Origin of the sequence: Desulfomicrobium apsheronum (assembly GCF_900114115.1) — a bacterium.
Classification (GTDB): domain Bacteria; phylum Desulfobacterota; class Desulfovibrionia; order Desulfovibrionales; family Desulfomicrobiaceae; genus Desulfomicrobium; species Desulfomicrobium apsheronum.
The window spans coordinates 313,004-335,186 of the sequence record NZ_FORX01000002.1; the positions used below are offsets into that span (position 1 = coordinate 313,004).

At 59.2% G+C, this 22,183-nt stretch carries 20 protein-coding genes; 12 read left to right on the forward strand and 8 right to left on the reverse strand.

Annotated features, from left to right (window positions below; all coding sequences use genetic code 11):
- Window positions 1-232 precede the first annotated feature (232 nt).
- Together tgt and nth are read right to left on the reverse strand one after the other, a co-directional pair.
- Window positions 233-1,345 carry a tRNA guanosine(34) transglycosylase Tgt gene (gene tgt, locus BMZ40_RS03555; protein ID WP_092372869.1) on the reverse strand — a complete coding sequence of 371 codons (1,113 nt, stop codon included), beginning with the start codon at window positions 1,343-1,345 and terminating at the stop codon, window positions 233-235.
- A 2-nt stretch (window positions 1,346-1,347) separates the two neighbouring features.
- Window positions 1,348-2,028 (reverse strand): endonuclease III, encoded by a 681-nt coding sequence (nth, locus tag BMZ40_RS03560; protein WP_092372749.1) that lies wholly within the window; start codon window positions 2,026-2,028, stop codon window positions 1,348-1,350.
- A gap of 92 nt (window positions 2,029-2,120) precedes the next feature.
- Between nth and cutA the strand changes: the two genes are divergently transcribed.
- The 9 genes from cutA to pal all read left to right on the forward strand — a co-directional run bounded on the left by cutA (window position 2,121) and on the right by pal (window position 9,170).
- The gene (gene cutA, locus BMZ40_RS03565; protein ID WP_092372750.1) at window positions 2,121-2,450 is read left to right on the forward strand and encodes a divalent-cation tolerance protein CutA; all 330 of its coding nucleotides are present in this window, start codon (window positions 2,121-2,123) and stop codon (window positions 2,448-2,450) included.
- Between the two features lie 77 nt (window positions 2,451-2,527).
- Complete coding sequence (gene miaB, locus BMZ40_RS03570; protein ID WP_092372751.1) at window positions 2,528-3,862, forward strand: tRNA (N6-isopentenyl adenosine(37)-C2)-methylthiotransferase MiaB; 1,335 nt, start codon at window positions 2,528-2,530, stop codon at window positions 3,860-3,862.
- Window positions 3,856-4,350 (forward strand): bifunctional nuclease family protein, encoded by a 495-nt coding sequence (locus BMZ40_RS03575; protein WP_092372752.1) that lies wholly within the window; start codon window positions 3,856-3,858, stop codon window positions 4,348-4,350. Before miaB ends, BMZ40_RS03575 begins: the two co-directional genes overlap by 7 nt.
- A 7-nt stretch (window positions 4,351-4,357) precedes the next feature.
- Window positions 4,358-5,011: a histidinol phosphate phosphatase domain-containing protein gene (locus BMZ40_RS03580; protein WP_092372753.1), complete on the forward strand. Its 654-nt coding sequence runs from the start codon at window positions 4,358-4,360 to the stop codon at window positions 5,009-5,011.
- Between the two features lie 55 nt (window positions 5,012-5,066).
- Window positions 5,067-5,858 carry a MotA/TolQ/ExbB proton channel family protein gene (locus BMZ40_RS03585; protein WP_092188330.1) on the forward strand — a complete coding sequence of 264 codons (792 nt, stop codon included), beginning with the start codon at window positions 5,067-5,069 and terminating at the stop codon, window positions 5,856-5,858.
- A gap of 3 nt (window positions 5,859-5,861) precedes the next feature.
- Complete coding sequence (locus BMZ40_RS03590; RefSeq protein ID WP_015772810.1) at window positions 5,862-6,272, forward strand: ExbD/TolR family protein; 411 nt, start codon at window positions 5,862-5,864, stop codon at window positions 6,270-6,272.
- Between the two features lie 14 nt (window positions 6,273-6,286).
- Window positions 6,287-7,258: a cell envelope integrity protein TolA gene (tolA, locus tag BMZ40_RS03595; protein ID WP_143075524.1), complete on the forward strand. Its 972-nt coding sequence runs from the start codon at window positions 6,287-6,289 to the stop codon at window positions 7,256-7,258.
- 13 nt (window positions 7,259-7,271) lie between these two features.
- On the forward strand, window positions 7,272-8,591 hold the full coding sequence (locus BMZ40_RS03600) for a PD40 domain-containing protein (RefSeq protein ID WP_092372755.1): 1,320 nt from the start codon (window positions 7,272-7,274) through the stop codon (window positions 8,589-8,591).
- Between the two features lie 39 nt (window positions 8,592-8,630).
- On the forward strand, window positions 8,631-9,170 hold the full coding sequence (gene pal, locus BMZ40_RS03605; protein WP_092372756.1) for a peptidoglycan-associated lipoprotein Pal: 540 nt from the start codon (window positions 8,631-8,633) through the stop codon (window positions 9,168-9,170).
- A gap of 412 nt (window positions 9,171-9,582) precedes the next feature.
- Here pal and mdoH read toward each other — a convergent pair whose 3' ends face one another.
- The 6 genes from mdoH to hcp form a co-directional block, all read right to left on the reverse strand.
- Window positions 9,583-11,679, reverse strand: a complete 2,097-nt coding sequence (mdoH, locus tag BMZ40_RS03610; protein WP_092372757.1) for a glucans biosynthesis glucosyltransferase MdoH — start codon at window positions 11,677-11,679, stop codon at window positions 9,583-9,585.
- A 113-nt stretch (window positions 11,680-11,792) separates the two neighbouring features.
- The gene (locus tag BMZ40_RS03615; RefSeq protein ID WP_177193001.1) at window positions 11,793-12,260 is read right to left on the reverse strand and encodes a hypothetical protein; all 468 of its coding nucleotides are present in this window, start codon (window positions 12,258-12,260) and stop codon (window positions 11,793-11,795) included.
- A gap of 26 nt (window positions 12,261-12,286) precedes the next feature.
- Window positions 12,287-13,849, reverse strand: coding sequence for an OpgD/OpgG family glucan biosynthesis protein (locus BMZ40_RS03620; RefSeq protein ID WP_092372759.1), 1,563 nt, complete (start codon window positions 13,847-13,849; stop codon window positions 12,287-12,289).
- A 253-nt stretch (window positions 13,850-14,102) separates the two neighbouring features.
- Complete coding sequence (locus BMZ40_RS03625) at window positions 14,103-15,692, reverse strand: sigma 54-interacting transcriptional regulator (RefSeq protein ID WP_092372760.1); 1,590 nt, start codon at window positions 15,690-15,692, stop codon at window positions 14,103-14,105.
- Window positions 15,693-15,950: 258 nt separating this feature from the next.
- Window positions 15,951-17,324: a YihY/virulence factor BrkB family protein gene (locus BMZ40_RS03630; protein WP_092372761.1), complete on the reverse strand. Its 1,374-nt coding sequence runs from the start codon at window positions 17,322-17,324 to the stop codon at window positions 15,951-15,953.
- Between the two features lie 167 nt (window positions 17,325-17,491).
- Window positions 17,492-19,099 (reverse strand): hydroxylamine reductase, encoded by a 1,608-nt coding sequence (hcp, locus tag BMZ40_RS03635; RefSeq protein ID WP_092372762.1) that lies wholly within the window; start codon window positions 19,097-19,099, stop codon window positions 17,492-17,494.
- Between the two features lie 213 nt (window positions 19,100-19,312).
- On the opposite strand from hcp, the gene BMZ40_RS03640 reads away from it, so the two are divergent.
- From BMZ40_RS03640 to BMZ40_RS03650, 3 genes are all read left to right on the forward strand, one after another.
- The gene (locus tag BMZ40_RS03640; RefSeq protein WP_092372763.1) at window positions 19,313-20,389 is read left to right on the forward strand and encodes an FAD-dependent oxidoreductase; all 1,077 of its coding nucleotides are present in this window, start codon (window positions 19,313-19,315) and stop codon (window positions 20,387-20,389) included.
- A gap of 1 nt (window position 20,390) precedes the next feature.
- Window positions 20,391-20,891, forward strand: coding sequence for a 4Fe-4S dicluster domain-containing protein (locus tag BMZ40_RS03645; protein WP_015772822.1), 501 nt, complete (start codon window positions 20,391-20,393; stop codon window positions 20,889-20,891).
- A gap of 419 nt (window positions 20,892-21,310) precedes the next feature.
- Window positions 21,311-22,180: a 4Fe-4S binding protein gene (locus tag BMZ40_RS03650; RefSeq protein WP_245751025.1), complete on the forward strand. Its 870-nt coding sequence runs from the start codon at window positions 21,311-21,313 to the stop codon at window positions 22,178-22,180.
- Window positions 22,181-22,183: the final 3 nt, after the last annotated feature.

Genomic DNA, 22,183 nt, shown 5'->3' on the forward strand with positions numbered 1-22,183 from the left:
CGGGGGAGCAATGATGCGGCAAACGATGCCTGGCTCGGTCAGACAGCCGACCCGGCCATGCCCCCGGACCGACCCGCCTTGGAGTTTGTCCGGAGGGGTATGTAATTCCGCTGTGTTTGTACCCACCGCAAAAATGTTGCAAAGGAACCCGAGTGTCATTCCCGCGAAGGCGGGAATCCAGTTTTTAAGTGCGGATTCCCGTCTTCAGGAAGCGGGTTGTTTGCCGTGACGCCTACGTGTCGTAGATATTCTCGAAGCGCGCCTTGTAGGCCTGGAACGTGCCTTCCTCGATGGCCTTTCTGGCACCTGTGACCACAGTCAGGAAAAATGCCAGGTTGTGGATGGTGTTGAGGCGATATGACAAAATCTCCTGGGCCTGATAAAGGTGACGCAGATAGGCCTTGCTGAAGTTCCGGCAGGTGTAGCAGGAGCATTCCGGGTCAAGGGGGCTGTCGTCTTCGGTGTACTGGGCCCGCTTGATGTTGACCTTGCCCTGGGATGTGAACAGGGTTCCGTTGCGGGCGTTGCGGGTGGGCATGACGCAATCGAACATGTCGATGCCGGCGTCGATGCCGCGCACTATGTCCAGCGGAGTGCCCACACCCATGAGGTAGCGGGGCTTGTCTGCCGGCAGGAGCGGGGCGCTGTGGTAGAGGATGTCCATCATCTCGGCCTTGGATTCCCCGACGCTCAGGCCCCCGAGCGCGTAGCCATCGAAGGGGATGTCCAGGAGCTGGCGGATGCTCTCTTCCCGCAGGTCCTTGAAGAATCCGCCCTGGCCGATGCCGAAGAGAAGCTGGTCGCCGCTTCCTTGGGGATAGGCGGCGCGGCAGCGCGCGGCCCAGCGGGTGGTCAGGGCCAATGATTTTTTGGTGTATTCGTGATCCGCGCCGTAGGGCACGCATTCATCGAGCACCATCATGATGTCCGACCCCAGGTTTTTCTGGATGGAGACGACCTTCTCGGGAGTGAAGACGTGCTTGGAACCGTCAATGTGCGAGGAGAAGGTCACCCCGTCCTCGCTCAGCTTGCGCAGCCCCGAGAGGCTGAAGACCTGGAATCCGCCGGAGTCGGTCAGGATGGGGCGGTCCCAGTTCATGAATTTGTGCAGTCCGCCCCGGCGGGCGATCATCTCGTCATTGGGCCGCAGGTACAGATGATAGGTGTTGCCAAGGATGATGCGCGCTCCGAGGTCTTTCAAATCCTGGGGACAGACCGCCTTGACCGTGCCCTGGGTGCCCACGGGCATGAAGATGGGAGTGGGGATGACGCCGTGGGCGGTGTGCAGTTCCCCCGCGCGGGCCTTGCCGTCCGTATTGTGTATGCTGAATTTTCCGATGTGCATGTTCACGCTTTGTGTTTCGTTGTGGGTGAAGCGGAGCTGGAGGTGACTCCGGTCCGCGGGCAAATGTCGTCCAGTTCGCAGGCTTCGCAGTTTGGCTTGTGGGCGGTGCAGACCTCCCGGCCGAACAGGACGAGATAATGGTTTACCGCGCCCCAGCTGTCCTGCGGGAAAAGTTTGAGCAAATCCTGTTCGACCTTGTCCGGGTTGGTTTGTCGGGTCAACCCGAGGCGAAAGCTGATCCGTTTGACATGGGTGTCCACGGCGATGCCCGCGTGCACGCCGAAGGCGTTGGACAGGACGACGTTGGCCGTCTTGCGGGCGACACCGGCCAGGGTCAGCATCTCTTCCATGGTGCGCGGCACCTGGCCGCCGAATTCCGTCACGATGCGCATTGCCGAAGCGTGCAGGTTCTTGGCCTTGTTGCGGAAAAAGCCGGTGGAGCGGATGATGCCCTCGATCTGCGCGGGGTCGGCCTTGGCCATCTGTTCCACGGTTTTCCAAGTGGCGAAGAGACCGGGCGTGACCATGTTGACCCGCGCGTCCGTGCACTGGGCCGACAGGATCGTGGCCACGAGCAGCTCCCATGGGGTGGACCACGAAAGCTCGGTCCGGGGCGCGGGATAACGCTGGGCCAGCCGCTCGCGAACGGCCCTGGCGCGTGCGGTGATGGATGAAACTCTCATGCGATGCTCCCGGATGCGGACGGGTCTGAAGACGCCGAGCCTTGCCTGACAGTTTTTTTTCGCAACCTCAAGTTTTTTGCATGGAGGCAAGAATGGAACAGATCCTGGTTTACATGACCTTCCCGGAGGAGAAGACGGCCACGCGGATAGGCCGCGCCCTGCTCGAACAGCGTCTGGTCGCCTGCGTCAACATCCTGCCGCGTGTGGAATCCATGTACTGGTGGGAAGGCGAAATTCAGCACGAGACCGAGGTGGCTGCGCTGGCCAAAACCACCTCGACCCTGTTCGAACCGCTCAAGGCTTGCGTTCTGGGCCTGCATCCTTATGAAGTACCTTGTATCGTGGCGGTGGCCCTGGACCAAGGACACACGCCCTTTTTGCAATGGATCGACGAGCAGACCCGTGACCGTTCGCAGAAATGACCCCAAAATCAGTTGACTGGGTTAAAAAAACGTTCATAGCAATGCGCAACGCATAATTGAGGAGGCTACCCTTTTTCGTGAGGTTTCACATACTGACTTTCGGTTGCCAGATGAATGTGGCTGATGCCGACTGGTTGACCCAATCCCTGGTCTCCAGAGGCTGGACAGAGGCGTCTGAAGCAGACGCTCAAATTTTCGTGGTCACCACGTGCAGCGTACGGGAAAAGCCCGAGCAGAAAGTATACTCCCTGCTCGGCCGCCTGAAGAGCTACACTGACCGGAACCCGGAGGCTTTCGTGGCCGTTGGCGGCTGCGTGGCCCAGCAGATCGGCGAGGAATTCTGGAATCGCTTTCCATTCGTCCGTCTGGTTTTCGGAACCGACGGAACCGCCATGGTGCCCCAGGCCCTGGAGCGGCTGGTCGCGGACCCGGCGCTGCGCATAAGCCTGCTGGATTTTCTGGACCATTATCCCGAGCGCGAACAGCCCGAAGGCGGCACGGTACAGGCTCAGGCCTTCGTGAACATCATGCAGGGGTGCGACAATTTCTGCACCTACTGCATCGTGCCCTTCACCAGAGGACGGCAGAAATCGCGCGGCTCGGACGCCGTCGTGGCCGAGTGCGAAGCCCTGGTGCGGCGCGGCGCCCGCGAGCTGACCCTGTTGGGGCAGAACGTGAATAGCTACGGCCAGGACAAGCATGGCGATGGAACATCCTTTGCGTCCCTGCTGGAGCGGATTTCCGCCATTCCGGGCCTCATGCGCCTGAAATTCACGACATCGCACCCCAAGGACATCGCCCCCGAGGTCGTAACCGCTTTCGGCAAGCTGCCCAATCTTTGTCCGCAGCTGCATCTGCCCGTGCAATCGGGGTCCGACGCGGTTCTAAAAGCCATGGGACGCAAATACACAAAGGCGCGCTATCTGGATACGATCCGTGAGCTGCGCCGGGTTTGTCCGCAGATTACCCTGACCACCGACATCATTGTCGGCTTCCCGGGGGAGACTCTTCAGGATTTTGAAGATACCCTGGAACTCATGCGTGAAGTGCGGTATGAGTCGAGCTTCTCCTTCAAGTACTCCGACCGGCCCGGGGTGCGGGCCGAGAAGATGGACTTCAAGGTCCCCGAAGAGGAGAAGTCGCGGCGCCTCGCGGTATTGCAGGAAATGCAGGACCGCATCACCGTCGAGGAGTTGGCCGCGCAGGTGGGGGCGGAGGCCGAGGTGCTGGTCGAAGGACCGAGCAAGATGCAGGACGCGGAACATATTTTTTGGAGAGGCCGTGACGGGGGCGGACGGATTGTCAATTTCTCATCGCCCATACCTTGCCTGACAGGCAGAATGGTTCGCGTGCGCATCGTGGACGCGAAGAAACACTCCCTCGTGGGAGAGATTCGAGGTGAACCGTGGTAGACATGATAGTTTTCGGACTGGCATTGGACGAGGATTCGCAGATGCCGATCCTCATTTTAAAGGATACTTCGGAAGATATCATTTTTCCCATCTGGATAGGCGCCATGGAGGCCATGTCCATTTCCATGGCCCTGAACAAGGTCGCCGTGCCGAGGCCCATGACGCATGATCTGATCCTGGGCATACTGGAAAAGATGGAATCGCGGCTTGTCGCGGTGGAGATCATCTCCATCCACGAAGGCACGTATTACGCTGAACTTGTGCTGCAAGGCGAGACCGGCGAGCGTCGCGTCGATTGCCGCCCCTCGGACTCCATCGCCTTGGCTTTACGGGCCCAGGTGCCCATCCGTGTCTCGGAGGAAGTCATCGCTCTCAATAAGACCCTGCAGAAGGGCGCTTTTCAGGAGGTTGTCACGGGCGAGGACAGCGACAAGTGGACGGATATCCTTTCCAAGTACAGCCTGGACGATCTCAAGTACAAGATGTGACGCGCCCGTGATCGATCTGCACACCCATTCGAGCTTCAGCGACGGGGAGCTGATCCCGGCCGAGCTGGCTCGCCGGGCCAAGGTGGCCGGGTATCGGGCCATCGCCATCACCGATCATGCCGACGCCTCCAACATGGACTTCGTGCTGCCGCGTGTGGCCGCCATGGCGAAGGAGTATTCCATCTATATGGATATTGTCGTCGTGGCCGGGGTCGAACTGACGCACGTGCCGCCCGGCCTCATGGAGCAGGAGGTGCGGCGCGCCCGCGCCCTGGGCGCGGGAATTGTCGTGGTGCATGGAGAGACCATCGTCGAGCCGGTGGAGACGGGCACGAATCTCGCGGCCATCGAGGCCGGAGTTGACGTGCTGGCCCATCCCGGACTGATCACGGCGGAAGAGGTCCGGCTGGCGGCGGAAAAGGGCGTGCTGCTCGAAATCACGACCCGGGCCGGACACGGATACACCAACGGACATGTCCTGGCCCTTGCCCGTGCGCATGGCGCCAAAATGGTGGTCAACAACGATGCCCACGCTCCGCGCGATCTGGTCAGCGCGGAGCTGCGCCGCAAGATCGCCCTTGGGTGCGGCATGACCCCCGAAGAGTATCGGCAGGCGGACGTGGACGCCTGGGCTCTTGTGTCCCGGAGTCTTTACCTGTAGTGAACCAAGAATTTGTTGTGCCCTGTTAAATCTCGTAGTGTAAAAGGTGACAGATATGGACGCAGTAGCTCAGACGGGCGTTGTTGAGCAGATGAATGTTACGCAGCCGATTGATTCCATTCAATCCCTGGGAGCCGCCACTCAGCTTGGCGGCATGTCGCAGATGGGTTTCTGGGACATGATTTCCAATGCGACCGTGGTTGTGCAGGGCGTCATGGGGCTGCTGGCCATCATGTCGCTCATCAGTTGGTCGATCATTTTCTTCAAGATAATTCAGATCAATGTCGGGCGGCGCAAGGCTCTGCGTGAGCGTGCGCTGTTCCAGAACGCCACCAACCTGGCCGACGGCGTGCAGACCCTACGTGAGCAGGGCAACTCGGCCCTGTACCCCATCGCCAAGCGGGGCCTGCAGGAATTTCGTCGTCTGGAGCAATCCGTCATTCATCCCAACCTGAAGTTCCGCGTCGCCGGGGACAATCTGCGCCGGGTGCTCGAACAGGGGGTGAGCGAGGGGCTTGGGGAAATGTCCAGGTCCTTGTCGTTTCTGGCGACATGCGCCAATGCGGCCCCGTTCATCGGGCTTTTTGGCACTGTCTGGGGCATCATGAACTCATTTCACGCCATCGGCCAGATGAAGACGGCGGCGCTGGCTGCGGTCGCGCCCGGCATTTCCGAGGCTCTGGTGGCCACCGCCATCGGTCTGGCCGTGGCCATCCCGGCGACCATCGCCTACAACACCTTTCTGGGCATGATCACCACCGTGCATACGGAGATGGAGTGCTTCGCCAGCGAATTTCTGAATCGCGCCCAGCTTGAACTCCCATGGATGAACAAGCGGAGTGAATAAATCATGCAGGTAAATTCGGGAAAAGGCTTTCTGGCGGAGATCAACGTCACGCCCTTTGTGGACGTCATGCTGGTGCTGCTCATCATTTTCATGGTGACGGCGCCCATGCTGACACAGGGCGTCGAAGTCGACCTGCCCGAGACAAAAGCGGTCGAGACCCTGCCCGAGGACAGCGACACCGTGGTGTTGCACGTACTCAAGGACGGGACCATCAAGCTCGACAAGTATGAGGTCAAGGTCGACGAACTCGGTAATTATCTCAAGAGAATGGAATTTGAGAAAGGAAAACTGCTCTATCTGCAGGCCGACAAGGATGTCGCATACGGCGTGGTCGTCAAGGTGATGGCGGAAGTCAGGGCTGCAGGCGTGCAAAAGCTTGGAGTCGTCGCGGAACCTGAGGAAGAGAACCCCTAGGATAAGGCGTTTAAGTGTTTAATTCGCTGCGTCATTTGAGTTGGGTTTTCTCCATTGTGCTGCATTTGATCGTGCTGCTCGGCGGAGCCTATGTGTCCACGGACACCCACATAAAACTTAATCTGAACAAAAGAATGTACGAGGTCGACCTGGTCGGTCCTCCGAACAAAGGCAAGCCCGGCGCCAAGAGCGCGCCCAAAAAGGCTGCCGAGAAGGAAGCGAGTCCTCAAAAGTCCGTTCCCAAGGATGCCAAGCCGGTCAAGGCTCCGGATGAACCGAAGAAACCGGACAAGAAGGCTGCGCCGAGCGAAACGGCCAAGGCGATTCCTTCGGACTCGGTGAACGCCACCAAGGTGGCCGAGGCCAAGCCCGAGGAACCGAAGAAGCCTGAGCCCAAGAAGGAAGCTCCCAAAAAGGAAGAGCCCAAGAAGGAAGAGCCCAAGAAGACCGCCAAGGAAGAGCCGAAAAGCGAACCCAAGGTCGAAAAGAAGCCTACCAAGGAAGAAATTCTGGCACAGGCTTTGGGCGAGGCGACCAAGGTCGCCAAGTCTTCCTCTTCTGGCGGAACGGAAGGCGCGGCCAAGGGCAACAAGAGCGGGTCCAAGGACGCCCTGGCCGACGCCCTGGCTGATCTTGGACGGGAAGTCTCGGGTCGCGGCACGCGCGGGGACGGGACGGCCGAGGATGGGGACGGCGAAGGGGTTTCTTCCGGCAGTCTGGACCAATACTACGCCACGCAGGTCGTGCGGGCCATCCGTCAAAATTGGAGATTCCCCAGGTTGTCGAATGTTGTGCTGGCCACGACGGTGGAGCTCAAAGTGAACAAGGGCGGAGAAATTCTTGGCGCGCGCATGTTGAACGGCTCCGGACGATCCGATTTTGACGCGTCGGTCATGCGCGCCATCGAGGACACCAAGACGCTGCCTCCTTTGCCGGAAACTCTGGATGCGACTCTGGTCATAACTTTTTATAATACGGAAAATTGAGCAGGAGCCTGCCTTGATCAAAAAAATCCTTCTCATTCTGCTTGCGCTGTTCGTCTTCTCCGGGCCCGTTCTGGCCGCCGGAGTGCTGAACATCGACATCTACGGGCCGGGTCAGTCCCGGGTGAATCTTTTCGTGGCCGAGGCCCTGTCCAAGGACGGCTCGGGTCCGGTGGGGGGCATTCCCGAAAACGCTCCGGCGGAATTGCAGCAGCGCATCCATGCCAACTGCGCCTTCCTGCCTTTTTTCAACATGCTTTCCGGCAAGGATATCGTCGGTGGCCCCAATCCGGGTGGCTATGTCGCGCAGAGCATTGACTTCAACAAGTTTCAGCTCTCGCGTACGGACGTGCTGGTCACTGCCGCCTGGGCCCCTCGTCCCGGCGGAGTCGGAGAAGTGGAGCTGCGTGCATACGAGGTCTATACCGGCCGCCTGATTGTGGGCAAAGGCTACGGCGTGGCCAACAAGCAGCAGGTTCCCGAAGTGGCCGCCCGCTTTTGCGCGGACCTCATGGAAGCGCTGACCGGGCAGGGAGATTTTTTCCGCTCGAACATCGCCTTCATCAAGAAAGAAGGGCAGCGCAAACAGGTCTACATGGCCACGGCCCAGGGCCTCAATCTACAAAAAATCACCAACCTCGATGGCATTGCCGTCAGCCCGGCCTGGTCTCACGACGGGCAAAAGCTGGTTTTTGTCTTTCTGGACAAGAAATATCACAATCTGTGCGTCTGGGATCGGCAAACCAGATCCCTGGAAAAAAAGAGGCTTCCCGGAAACACGCTGATAGCGCCGGCCTTCACCAAGGCTGGAAACGTGGCGATCAGTCTTGATATGCGTGGTAACCCGGATATTTACGAGCTCAATTCCGAGTACAAGGTCGTGCGCGCTCTGGAAGAAAACTGGGGCATAGACATCGGGCCGGATTTTGATCGATCCGGCGAAAAAATGGTTTTTGTTTCCAATAGGTTGGGAAATCCGCACGTGTTCTTGAAAAATCTGGTGAATGGTACTAGCAAGCGCATCTCCCTGACCGGAAAATACAACACCGGCCCAAGTATCAGTCCCGATGGCTCCCAGGTTGTTTTTGCCCAGATGGTGAACGGTAAACATAAGTTATTTTTGGTGGATTTGGCTTCCGGGCGCGAGCGCCAGTTGACATTTGGCCCCGGTAGTGATGAAGATCCCACTTGGTCTCCCGATGGTTATTTCATAGCTTTTGCTTCAACCAGATCCGGTCCGAGCAAGATCTATCTGACCACCAAGCATGGAGACGAACCAATCTTGATTCCAACCGGACCAGGGGAAGCCACTTCTCCGGCCTGGGGGAAATTATAATGGCAGAGGCGTGTTTTTTTTTCGTCAATGGAGGAAGTTATGAAGAAGTTAGGCGTTTTTGGATTGATCGTTTTGGTTTTTTGTTTGGCCATGGCTGGCGGTTGCTCCAAAAAAGTGAGCTCCACCCCTACCGGCGCGACCGCTGCTGGTGCTGGAGATGGCTCCGGTGCTCAGGGTGGTTTGACGGCAGAGCAGCTCGAAGCGCAGCGCCTTGCTGAACTGCAGCGTCAGGCTATCGAAAAGATCGGTGCAGACAAGATTTATTTTGCTTTTGATTCCAATGAGTTGACTCAGGAATCCCGCCAGGTTTTGACGGAGAAGGCCGAGCTGTTGAAGGCCAATCCTGCATTGTCCCTGCTGATCGAAGGACATTGCGACGAACGCGGTACCAACGAGTACAACTTGGCTCTTGGCGAACGCAGAGCCCGTACAGCCTATGAGTTTCTCGTTCTGTTGGGAATTGATTCGTCCAAGCTGCAGATTATCAGCTACGGCGAAGAATATCCCGCTGTTCAGGGTTCCAACGAGGAAGCCTGGTCCAAGAACAGACGCGACGAATTCAAGGCCAGCGCCAACTAGTTTAAAAATGATTCCAAAAGGAGGGAGCAATCCCATCCTTTTTTCAAGCCCCGCTCACCCGGGGCTTTTTTTGGTCCTCATGACGACCAGGGCAGGATGGGGCGCAAGCCTGAAGAACTTGCCGGGCGCAGAGTTAGGCGCCATGGCAAAAGAATAGGTCCTATAGGACTTATGGGACCTATAGGACCTATGAAATAGCGTGGTCAGCTTTTCAAACCCCGCTCACCCGGATTTTTTTTTGGTCCTCATGACGACCAGGGCAGGGCAGGGCGCAGGACTGAAGAACTTGCCGGGCGCAGAGTTAGGCGCCATGGCAAAAGAATAGGTCCTATAGGACTTATGGGACCTATAGGACCTATGAAATAATGTGGTCAGCTGAAGAGTTGTGGTTCTGTGTTTTCTTGCCTTCGAATCAATCCAGTCTGACTTTCCAGCGTTTTTCCAGCTCGTCCTGAGGCAGTTCCCAGATGTGTTCGTGGAGCCTTCTCATGCGCTGTGCGTCGTACAGCAGTTCCTTTTTTTCCTTTTTGCAGAGGGCCTGAGGCCCGTTGTTCAGCGCTTTTTCAAGGATGGCGTCTCGGCGCTCTTCTATCTCCGGGGCCAGGGTGCGCGGACCGCGCAGCAAGGTGCGATGCAGTGTGTTGACTCCCGGGATCACGGCAGCTCTCAGGAAGCCTTCATCGGCTGGAATGCCGAAGCCGGATCTGTCTTCGGCGATGCTCTGCATATAGCGGTCAATGTCTTCATACTCGCGCGGGAGACGGACTTCTTCCGGCGTCTTGAAGATACGCATGGCGCGGAAAAACCGCCCCAGCTCGGCGCGGCTGGTGAGCATGGACACCGGGATGGAGAGCAAGAGGGAGATGACCAGGGGTGAACTCCACCAGAAAAAGACCCGGTTGATCTGAAACATCGTCACACCCCAGACGAGGCCCAAGAGCGTGCCGCCGCCGTGGAAGCGCAGCGCGTCCCAGAAGCGCGTCCCTTCGTCGTCGCGCTGCTGCGTGCCCCAGCCTATGCCCATGCCCATGAGGGTCAAAAAGACGTACTTGCTGTGAAAGAGCATGCGCACCGGGGCGAGCAGCGTGGACAGTATGACCTCCGTCAGGATGCTGCCGCACAGGGCAAAGAATCCTCCGAACTGTTTGCGACGTCCCTTGATCAGTGCCAGCAGCAGGGCGCAAACCTTGGGCAGGAAAAGGATGACGCCTGTCGCGGCCAGCAGGGTCAGGGCCGGCATCGGGTCCCAGACAGGCCAGACGGGAAAGAGGGACTTGGCCGGGGTGAAATAGTCGGGCTGGATCAGGGCCTCGGAGATTGCTTCGGCAGTGGCCAGGGCCAGAAACAGGAACCAGAGCAGGGCCGAGCCGTAGGCCATGACCCCGTTCAGGAACAGCGCGCGATGGCCGGGGAAGATGCCGCGGGTGAAGACCAGGCGCAGGTGCTGCAGGTTGCCCTGGCACCAGCGGCGGTCACGTTTGAGCTCGGTCAGCAGGTTGGGAGGGACTTCCTCGTAACTGCCTTCCAGATCGTAGGCCAGCCAGACGGAGTATCCCGCGCGACGCATGAGGGCGGATTCCACGAAGTCATGGGACAGGATGTCGCCGCCCAGCGGCGGCTTGCCCGGCAAGCGCGACAGGGCGCAATGCTTGATGAAGGGCTTGACCCTGATGATGGCGTTGTGGCCCCAGAATTGCGCGTCCCCAAGGAACCAGTGATGCAGTCCTGCCGCGTACATGGGCCCGTAGGCACGGTTGGCGAACTGCTGGGCGCGGGCGATGAGGGTCTCGCGCCCCGTGCACGCCGGAGCGGTTTGCAGGATGCCGACGTTCCGCCTGCGTTCCATGATGCGCACCATGCGGATGAGCGTTTCGCCGGACATGACGGAGTCGGCGTCAAAGACGATCATGTAGGTGTAATGGGCGCCGTGGCGACGGCAAAAATCGGCGACGTTGCCGCTTTTGCGCTTCAGGTTGATGCGGCGGCGGCGGTAGAAAATGTGCCCATGCGCACCAAGGTCTTCGCACAGTCTGTTCCAGGCCGCCTCTTCCTGCACCCAGCGGTCGGGATCGTTGGAGTCGCTCAGGATGTGAATGTCGAACCTGTCCGCCGCGCCGAGTCTGACCAGGGAACGCCACACGGCCTGGATGCCGGCCATGATCCGCTCCGGGTCTTCGTTGCAGACAGGGAAAAGGATGGCGGTTTTGACGTGCGCGCGGATGGGCGCGTCGAGTTCCCCGCGCGAGCGTGTCACGGCGAAGCGGTCGTCTTTCTTGAGCAGGGTCCAGAATCCGGCCAGGGCGGTCCAGAATCCGAGCGAGATCCAGATGAAGAGAACGCAGTAGACGAAAATGATGCTCGCTTCGAGGTAGGTGGTGCCACGATGCGGAAGCAGCGATCCCATGACGCTGGCGGCAACCAGGGCCGGAGTCAGGACCAGAATGAGGAGCAGGAGTCTGCGGCGGCTGGCGATCTTGCGCCAGGGTTCGTTCAAGAATTCTCGTTTCATGAATTTCCTTGATGAGGCGGCCGAACCATGGGGACAAGCATGGTCGGCAATATGAAAGTCCGGGCAATCCGTCAGGCGCGTTTTTTCAAAGGTCCTGTATGCCTGTCCCGGCGTTACGGCAGGCTTGCGTCGAGAACATGGATTCCCGCGATCAGGAGCGCGTACGTCAGCATATCGATCAGACGCGAGTTGAAAAAGTACGCGGTCATGTTCCAAAGAGGCCGGCCAAGGCGCAGGAACACGCGCACCCAGGGCCGTCTGTCCATCTCTTCGGGTTTCATGTGCATGCGTTGCACGGGAGGCCCTGGCACCACGAAAAGAGGGACCGGCTGCTCGGCAAGGAGCTCCCGCAGGATGGTCATGGCTCTGGCTTCAGCCTGCGACGGGTTGTTGCCGGGATCTTCGGCCAGCGTTGTCAGCGTTTTCAGGGCCAGCTCGTGACGGCTTCTCTCCGGCAGTGGCAGGTGCCTCAGATAGGCCGCAACCCGTCTTCCGGCTGCTTCCAGCCGGGCTTCGAGAATCGTGGCCGCCGTCTCCACTGGAGGGCTGTACAGGCCTGGGATGCAGGCATCGTGCGGCAAGGGGGGCTCCGGTTTGTTGTTTTTCATCAGAGCTTTATGGCGTAGGTCCATGTTTCGGTTAGCGGAGTTACGCCGTGTTGCAGGATTGCCCGCATTTCGATGCTTGGCCTCTTGTCCGGCAGGACCATGGAGAGCGCCGAAGCCGAGTCGGGTTCGATTTCAAATACCAGACGCCAGCTGTCGGTGACAGGATTTTTGTAAACGCGTTTTTCCAGGAGCTTGCCGCCCATGCCGACCCAGACGTTGGCGTCAAGGGCCGCGTCATCCGGGAGGTCCTCAAGCTTGCCTCCCTGGAATTCAAGCACGAACAGTCTGGAATTGGGCCTCTTGCCCTTTCCGGTGCGCGTGAAGATGACCTGCCCCTCCGGAGATGCCACGCGTTTGGGCGGCGCCCAGCGCATCCTGTAGTCAAAGGCCAGTGCTTGCCCCGGCTGCGGATTTGTTTCCGGCGTCCAGAAGGTGACGATGTTGTCATGAATCTCTTCTGGAGAAGGAATCTGCACCAGATGCAGCTTCCCGGGGCCCCAGTCGCCCTTGGGTTCGATCCAGGCGCTGGGCCTGGCCTCGTACTTGGCTTCGAGGTCGAGGTAGTTTGCGTACTCCGTGTCGCGCTGCATGAGTCCCATGCCGCGGATGTTGGGCGCGCTGAAGACGTTGACGGACAGGGACTTGGGGTTTTGCAGCGGCCGCCAGATCCATTCTCCGTTTTCAAGGGCAGCCATGAGGCCGTCGGAATCATGCACTTCGGGCCTGAAGTCGTCGCTCACGCGGGGATTGGAGTTTTCTCCGAAGATGAACATGCTGGTCAGGGGCGCGATACCGAGCTTTGTCACGGGCTCACGCAGGAAAAGAATGGACTCGACGTCGAGCACTGTTTCCGCTCCCGTGGTGGTCTCGAAACGATAGGCACCGGTTACGCTGCGTGAATCCAGCAGGGCATAGATGACGAGGGACTTGTCTTTCTTGCCCGGCTTCACGATCCAGAATTCCTTGAAAAACGGAAATTCCTCGCCCGAGGGCTCCGCCGTGTCGATGGCCAGGCCACGGGCGGACAGGCCATAGTTCTGCCCCTTGCCGACGGCCCTGAAATAGCTGGCTCCGAGAAAGACCAGGAATTCATCCAGGTAGTTCTTGGTATTGATGGCGGTGTGGACGCGAAATCCCGCGTAGCCCATTTCCGCCGGAATCTGGGTGGCGAAATCGTTTTTCCCGTAATCGAAGGCTTCGGTGTCGAAGGCCAGACGGGTGGGAACATTCTTTTCCACCACGTTGATGGCCACGGTCCGGTCGTAAAACAGGCCCGGGTGAAAAAATTGCAGTTCAAAGGGCAACTTCTCTTTTCGCCACAGGCTCTTTTCAGGGACAAAGCGGATGTCCCGCCATTGGTCGTACGAAATGGTCCTTAAAACCTGGGGCACCTGGCCTGCGTTGTCTTCATACGGTTTGCCCGCGAGTTCTTGCGCCATGGCCGCGACATCCTGCAGGCCGAAGCCGGGGGCTTGGGGCTGGGTTTGGGCCTGGGCCTGGACGGCGGAAAAGAAGAGGAAGAGTCCGGCCACAAGGCCGCACAATCCGTTATGTCTGAACATGCTTGGTTCTCCTGCTGGGAAATGTTGCCCTCGATTGGATGGGGCAATTTCGGTATTTCCACTTGTGCTTTTCGCCGACGCTCGTCAAGAGCTAAGAAATGTAGCGGCAGCCCTTGGTAACCGGGGCTTGCGCCTTTCGTTTCGCAGGCTCTGGGCCACAATGCGCGGCAATGAACCAGTAGGGAAGAAGGCAGGAGGAGTGGCCCGGCCGGAAATATGTCGGAGGGATTGCTTCCGGCCGGGCCGAGGGGTCTTATGATTGCTGTCTGCGGTGCTCGACTCGCCCCTTGGCGATGAGCTCCTCAAGGTTGAATTTTCGCACCCGGTATCCCATCTGGCGGGGTGTCAGGTTCAGTTCCCGCGCCGCCTTGTACTGAATCCAGGCGTTTCGCTTGAGGGCCGCAAGAACTTCCCTGCGTTCGGTTTCCTTGAGTGGCTGGCAAAGATTGTCTTGCTCCGGGGGAGTGAAAGTTTGGATGGGCTGTCTGGCCGGTCCGGGGCGGTGTGTTTCATGCGTGAGGAAGCTGCGTACCAGTTCGGATTCCACCGGCTTGTCGTCGGTCAGGATGACCAAGCGCTCCACAAGGTTCTCAAGTTCGCGCACGTTCCCGGGCCAGTCGTAGGCCAAAAGCAGGTCCAGGGCACCCGTGGTCAGGGTCAGGCCGCGCCCGTATTCGCGTTCCATTTCCTTTTGGAAGTGATTGAGGAGGCGCGGGATGTCTTCCTTGCGCTCTCGCACCGCCGGCACATGCACCGGAAAGACATTCAATCGGTAGTAGAGGTCTTCCCGGAAGAGGCCCTGGCCGACAAGAAGCTCCAGTTCCCGGTTGGTGGCGCTGATGATGCGCACATCCACCTTGCGCGTCTTGTTGCTGCCGATGCGTTCGAATTCGCGCTCCTGGAGCACGCGCAGCAGTTTCGATTGCAGCGTGAGGGGCAGCTCCCCGATTTCATCCAAGAATATCGTGCCCAGGTGCGCATCTTCGAAACGTCCCGGCTTGGTGCTGTTGGCCCCGGTGAAAGCTCCTCTCTCATAGCCGAAGAGTTCCGCTTCCAGCAGGTTTTCGGGGATGGCGGCGCAGTTGACCTTGATGAATGGGTGTGACTTGCGGTCGGACAGTTCATGGATGATGCGTCCGATGAGGGTCTTGCCCGTCCCCGATTCCCCGAGGAGCAGCACCGTGGCCTTGGTGATGGCGACCTTGGCCACGTATTGCTCCACCTCAAGCATGGCCTGGCTCTTGCCCACGATGTAGGGGCCGTGATTTTCCCTGGCGATCTGGTACTTGAGCGAGGTGTTTTCCTGCTTGAGCGCGGCCTCCCGTTTTTTTACTTTTTCGTTAAGACTCAGAAACTGGGAGATGAGGGTTGCTACCACGGTCAGGAATTCCGTGTCGGCATCAAGTTGCTCCTGGCCCGTGAAAACGCGGTCCACGTTCATGACCCCGATGGGGCTGCCGTGCAGCAGGATGGGCACGCCCACGAACGAGATGCGTTCGCGGCTGATGCGGCGCGTGCCCGTCTTGTCCAGAAAGAGGGGCTCAAGGGATATGTCCGGAACCACGTAGGGCTTTGCCGTGCGAAAAATGATCCCCGTGATCCCTTCGTCCATGCGATATACGCCGCGCTGTTTTTCAAGGGCCGAGAGGCCGTACGACGTGGATATGGCCAGGCGGCCCGAGAGCGGGTCGTACAGGGTGACCGTGGCCCTGCGCATGCTCATGGTGTCGGAGAGAATCTTCAGGATTGATTCCAGAGCGCTCTCCAGGTCCAGGGCCTGATCAATGACCTTGCTGATGGCCAGCAGGACGCGCAATTCGGTGGAACAGGTTGAGGTGCTCATGGCGGGTATGAAGCAACAAGGATGCCGCTTCAATCCAAGATTGCAAGGAAAATGTCCGATTGTGGACAATCGGTATTCCTGAGATATAAAAATTCAATAACTCATTAGGTTAATTTGTTTTTTAAGACAGCAAGAGAGCAGGAATTCTTCAGCGTGGATTTTTCCTGCGAAACATCGGAAGAGATTTATTTACATTAATGTAATAAGTATTTGTAAAGATGTCCGGATATCGACCTTCTTTATGCAAAATTGGTTATTTTACGAAGGATCGGAGGACGAGTTCTTCGCGTACTTTGCAGGCTCTATGTCGCGTAGCAGTGTATCGGCCATGCTGAGATCCTTTCGGGACTGGAACGCGTCCAGGCAGGCGGAAAGGTTGGCCAGGTTCGGGTGCTGTTCGGTGAAGCGCGGATTTTCACCGATGGAATCGATGGCGGTGACGACATTTTGCACGCTGATGTGGGCACTGTCGCGGGCTGGCAGGAGCAGGGCGGTGCCTTGATCTTCATCCTGAACGCGGCTCAAGAGGCGCGCCCGGATCAGCATGTCGACCATTTCCCGTGTTTCACGCGGGGAGATGGCGAGTCTCTGGGCGATCTCATCTTCGGTCATGGCGGGCTCATCACGGTGAAAGCGTTGCACCACGGCGTGGCAGATTCCAAGCGCCAGGAGCCTGGTCTGGAATGCGCTCCTGGGATGCAGACCCGATTTGGGATCGGCCACTTTCGATTGAGGAAAGGCATGGGCGATCTCGGCTCCGAAGAGGACGATGCTCCAGCTCAGCTGCAACCAGATCAAAAAGAGAGGCAGGGCTGCAAAGCTGCCGTAAATGGCGTTGTAGCTGGTCACGTAGATCTGGAACTTCACGTAGCCGACCTGCAGGAACTGGTATGCCGATCCAGCCAGAATGGCGGCCAGGAAGGCGCTGCCGAGATGGACGCGGGTGTTGGGCATGATCATGTAGACCACGCAGAACAGCAGCCAGAGCAGGATGTAGGGTGCCAGACTGAGGCCCAGGGAGATGGCCGGGGTCGCGACTTCTTCAAGACCGACCTGAGAAGAGAGGGCGGACACCTGTGAGACGATGAAGACGGTGACGCTGCCCGACATGATGAGCAGCACCGGCGCGATGATCATGATGGAGAGGTAGTCGGTGAACTTGCGCACGATGGAGCGTGAGGACACGGACCAGATCTGGTTGAAGTTGTCCTCGATCTTGCCCAGGACCTTGATCACGGACCAGAAGAGCACGATGACGCCGATTCCGGCGATGAGCCCTCCCTTGGTGTTGTCGAGCATGTTGCGGGCGAATTCGATGACCTGCTGGATCACTTCCTGCTGGGCCGCGAATTGCTTGAGCAGTTCTTTTTCAAGCAATTGCTCGAACCCGAAGCCCTTGGCCACGCCGAAAGCCATGGCCGCCAGGGGAACCAGGGAGAGGAGGGTGTAGAAGGTCAGCGCCGAGGCATGCGAGGAGCCCTGGCGGCGGTTGAAGTTGAGCACCGCAAGGGCGATGGTTCTGCCGAGGCGAACCAGAAACCAGGTGATGGCGGAATTTTCGCTTCGGGTATGCCGGTGGGGTTGAGTCAAAAACTGGACCAGTCGATCCATGAGTGTACCGCTTTCTTCCATGCTGAAATCCTGATGGTTGAGCTTGTCCGAGATTTTTTCAATTCAGTGGCCATGTTCGGGGCAAGGTGTCAACCGGGTGGCGGAAAAAAATGACGGGTAAAGAGGGGATGCGGACAAAAAAAGGCAAGGCCTCGCGCGATGCGGGGCCTTGCCTGTGAGGAAGGGGTTTAGCCGAGGATGGCTTTCAGGTCTTCGTCCGGAGTGGTCAGCGGCTTGATGTCGAAGTTGTCGACCAGCACGCCAAGGACCGTCGGGGTGATGAAGGCCGGAAGCGTGGGCCCGAGGCGGATGCCCTTGATGCCGAGGGACAGAAGGGTCAGCAGGATGGCCACGGCCTTCTGTTCGTACCAGGACAGAACCATGGACAGAGGCAGGTCGTTCACGCCGCAGCCGAAGGCGTTCGCCAGAGCGGAGGCTATCTGGATGGCCGAGTAGGCGTCGTTGCACTGGCCGATGTCCAAGAGGCGCGGAATGCCGCCGATGTCACCGAGCTTTTTGTCGAAGAAGCGGAACTTGCCGCAGGCCAGGGTCAGCACGATGCAGTCGGTGGGGACCTTTTCCACGAACTCCGTGTAGTAGTTGCGGCCGGGCTTGGCGCCGTCGCAACCGGCGACCAGGAAGAAGTGGCGGATGTCGCCGCTCTTGACCGCCGCGATGACCTTGTCGGCAACGCCGAGGACCGCATTGCGTGCAAAGCCGGTCAGCACGCTGCCCTTGTCCTCGTCGGCCGTGAAGCCGGGCATTTCAAGAGCCTTCTCGATGACCTTGGAGAAATCCTTGCCGACGTGGGTCACGCCGGGCCAGCCCACCAGGCCGGTGGTGAAGATGTTGCCCTTGTAGGACTCGACCGGCTTCTGGATGCAGTTGGTGGTCATCAGGATCGAGCCGGGGAATTCGGAGAACTCCTTCTGCTGGTTCTGCCAGGCCGTGCCGTAGTGACCGTGGAAATGCGGGTGCTTTTTGAGCTCCGGGTATCCGTGGCAGGGCAGCATTTCGCCGTGGGTGTAGATGTTGATGCCCTTGCCTGCGGTCTGTTCCAGCAGCATGCCGAGATCCTTCAGGTCGTGGCCGGAGACCAGAATGGCCTTGCCTTGCCTTGCTCCAAGCGGGACTTCGGTCGGGACCGGGTGGCCGTAGGAGCCGGTGTTGGCGGCGTCGAGAAGTTCCATGGCCTTCAGGTTGATCTGGCCGCATTCCAGGCACAGTCCGACCAGCTCGTCCACGCCCAGGCTTTCCAGGCTCTTGACCAGGGCGCGCTGCACGAATTCGTACACGCTCTCGTCTTCCTGTCCGAGAATGGCGGCATGATCCGCGTAGGCGGCCACGCCCTTGAGGCCGTAGATGAGGATCTGCTTGAGGGAGCGCAGGTCTTCGTGTGCTTCCAGTGCTTCGGAGATGCCATGCTGTTCACCCTGCGCGACCAGGCCTTCCAGGGTCGCGGCCGGGGTGAAGGTGGCGGCGGGGCTGTCCACGGTCACGCCGGTCCTGGCCTTGATGGCTTCACGGTGGGCGACGGCTTCATTTATGAGGACCTGGAAACGGGCCGGATCGAAGTCCACGTTGGTCAGGGTCGAGAAGACGCCTTCGTTGATGAAGCGGTTCACGGCCGCATCGGATACGCCCTTGGCCCTGGCCTGTTCGGTAATCTGGGAGAGTCCCTGAAGAGCGAAAATGAGAAGATCCTGCAAGGCCGCGACTTCGGGCTGCTTGCCGCAAACGCCGACCTTGGTGCATCCGGTTCCTTTGGCGGTCTGTTCACACTGGTTGCAAAACATGAGGGGTAGCCTCCATTGTTGGGTGTTGTTGTCGTTTCCGTTGAGAAGGGGTTTAAAGGGAAGCGGGCGTGCGAGCTTTGATTCAGATCAAAAAAACGAGACTTTTACCGGGCGTGACGACCGCCGCCTTTGTGAACGATTGCTCTATCTTGACAAAGGCGTCACGCCGGAGGAGACGATGCGGATACGGTCATAAACGATAATGGAGTGCCCATGGACCCGATGAATTTCAATTTTCTGTGTTCCGAACCGGCCGCGCCCGTTGGTCGCAGCGTCGGAATCATCGGCGCGGGCCCCTCCGGTCTGGCCGCCACGGGCTACCTGTCCTGCCTGGGCTACCAGGTCGAGGTTTACGACAAACTGCCAAAGCCCGGCGGGCTCATGCTTTTCGGCATCCCCGGCCACCGCATCCCCAAGGAGCGCATTGATCTCGGAGCGCGCAACCTTGAGAGAAAGGCCGGCGTCATCTTCCATACCCACACCAAGATCTGCTGCAGCGGACCTCTGCATGACGAGGAGGGGGATCATTTCTGCCGCGAGATCCTGGGTTTCGGGGACATGGTCAAAAAGCACGACGCCATCATGATCTGCACCGGCTCCTGGCGCTCGCGCAAACTGGGCATCCCCGGCGAGACCTTGCCCGGAGTCTTTTCGGGCCTTGAATTTCTGTTTCCCATCCGCGCCGTCAAATACAGTGCGCCCAATGTGAAGCTGCCGGACGTGGCGGGCAAGACCGTGGCCGTCATCGGTGCCGGGCATTCGGCCGTTGATGTGGCGCACAGTGCGGTTCATCTTGGCGCGGCCAAGGTGTACCACATCTACCGGCGCACGAGTCGTGAAGCGCCGTGCGGAGCTTTCGAGATTGAGCAGCTGCGCAAGATGGGCGTGGAGTGGCTGGACCGCACCACGCCGCTTCGGGTCCTGGGCGGTGGCAAGGTCGAGGGCTTGGAAATTTCCCGGCCCGGAGCGGGCGAGGCGGAGGTCTCGGTCCTGCCCGTGGATCTGGTGGTCGCCGCCATCGGCGAGACGGCCACGCCGCCTTTTGCCAAGGAGCTGGGCCTTGAAAACGTGCGCAAGGGCGAGGTGCGCTGGCTGCACATGACCGCCATCGAGAACGTGTTCGTGGCCGGCGACGCCCTGAGCGGTCCGAGCAAGATCGGCAAGGCGGTTTACAGCGGACTGCGCGCGGCCCGCTCCCTGGCCAACTGGCTGGACCTCAAGGCCCAGGACAGGCTCGACGCCTACGACTACAACGACCTCGTGACCAACGAAGCGGGATTCAGGAGCTGACATGAGCGGGCAGAAGACACTTTATATCGACTACAGCCTGTGCATCGGCTGCGAAACCTGCGAATATGTATGCCGCTTCACCAACGACACCTCGCGCATTCACATGACCCGCACCATCGACGGGGTCATGGTGCCGCTTTACTGCCAGCATTGCGAAAACCCCAAGTGCGCCAATGCCTGTCCGCGCGGGGCGCTGAAGCGGGACAAGGACGGCGCGATCATCCTGCAATCCATGCTTTGCCGGGGCTGTCAGACCAAGAACTGTATCCTGGCCTGTCCGCACAGCGCCATGTTCGAGACCGATCGCGGGGTCATGGTCGCCAAGTGCGACATGTGCGCCCAGCGCCGTCAGGTCGGCATGGGCCCGGCCTGCGTCGAGATGTGCCCGTGCGCGGCCATCCGCTACGTGGATCGCGACGAGATACCGGCCCTGGAGACGGAGAAGTCCAAACTGGCGCACCAGAAGGTCCTTGATCATTTGAAGCTGCCGGGAAAAGAATGAAACAAGCCCCCTGCTCGGCGCGGGGCCTGGAAGAGACAGAGGCTGGAAGAGATTCCGGCCTTTGTCGTTTTTATGAGTGTTCCCGTGATGACATCACGTGGCCGTGTCGTGGGGAGGCGTTGTTTTGAATGAGGCATTCATTTTGCTAAAGCCCGCCGTTGATCAATCTATTCCATGACTTCCAGAACTATTCGGCAATTTTTTGCACAGCCGTTTCTGCACAATTGTCCAAGTGCAATGCACTTGACCATGCGGCCTTTTCGGGATTCAGGACCGGGTCGCAACATTTCATGATTTTTACGAGGTATCCCGTGCGTTTCTCCCTGCCGTCACCCGCGTTGTTCCAACGCCTGATCCAATCGGCATTTCTGATTTTTTGTCTCTACTCAGGCTGGAGATTTCATGGCTTCGTGCTGTGGATGACAGGGCAGAGTGAAATTCAGGTGCCCAGGCCGCCGTCTGTCGAAGCCTTCTTGCCCATCGCGGCGCTGATGGGGCTGCGCCGTTTGATCGAAAGCGGGTTGTGGGACGTGGTCCATCCGGCGGGACTGGCCATTTTTCTTGCGGCCCTGGGCATGGCACTGCTCCTGCGCAAGGGCTTTTGTGGCTACATCTGCCCGGTGGGACTTGTGTCCGGCCTGCTCAACCGTCTGGGCAGGGCGCTGAAATTGTCCAGGGTGCCCGGCCGAGGGATCGACATCCTGCTGTCCGCGCCCAAATATGTGCTGTTGGCTTTCTTTCTGTACACGGTTTTCGTGGGCATGGATTTGCGGGCCGTGGAGCAGTTCGCGTCGAGCCCGTACAACTTTGTGGTCGATGCGCGCATGCTGGGCTTTTTTCTGGAGCCGTCGGCGCTGACCCTCATGATCCTGGCCGGACTGGCCGCGCTTGGAGTATTTCTGCGCAGCGCATGGTGCCGCTATCTCTGCCCCTATGGCGCACTGCTCGGCCTGCTGAGCTGGATCGGTCCCGTGCGCATCCGCCGCGACAAGGACGCCTGTGTCCAGTGCGGCCGGTGCAGCGCCTCATGTCCCGGCGGCATTGCGGTGCATCTGAAGGCGGACGTGCGCAGTCCGGAATGCGTGGGCTGCATGCGTTGCCAATCCGTATGTCCGGTGCCAGGATGCGTGACGCTGCGAGCCGGGGGCAGGGAAGTGCCGTTCTGGAGCATTGGATTTGGATGTGTGCTTCTGCTGCTTGCGGCCTGGCTCCTGGCCGACTCCCAGGACCTTTGGCATCAGAATCTGCCCGAAGACATGCTGCGCATGCTGTATCGCCAGGCGTTCTGAAAA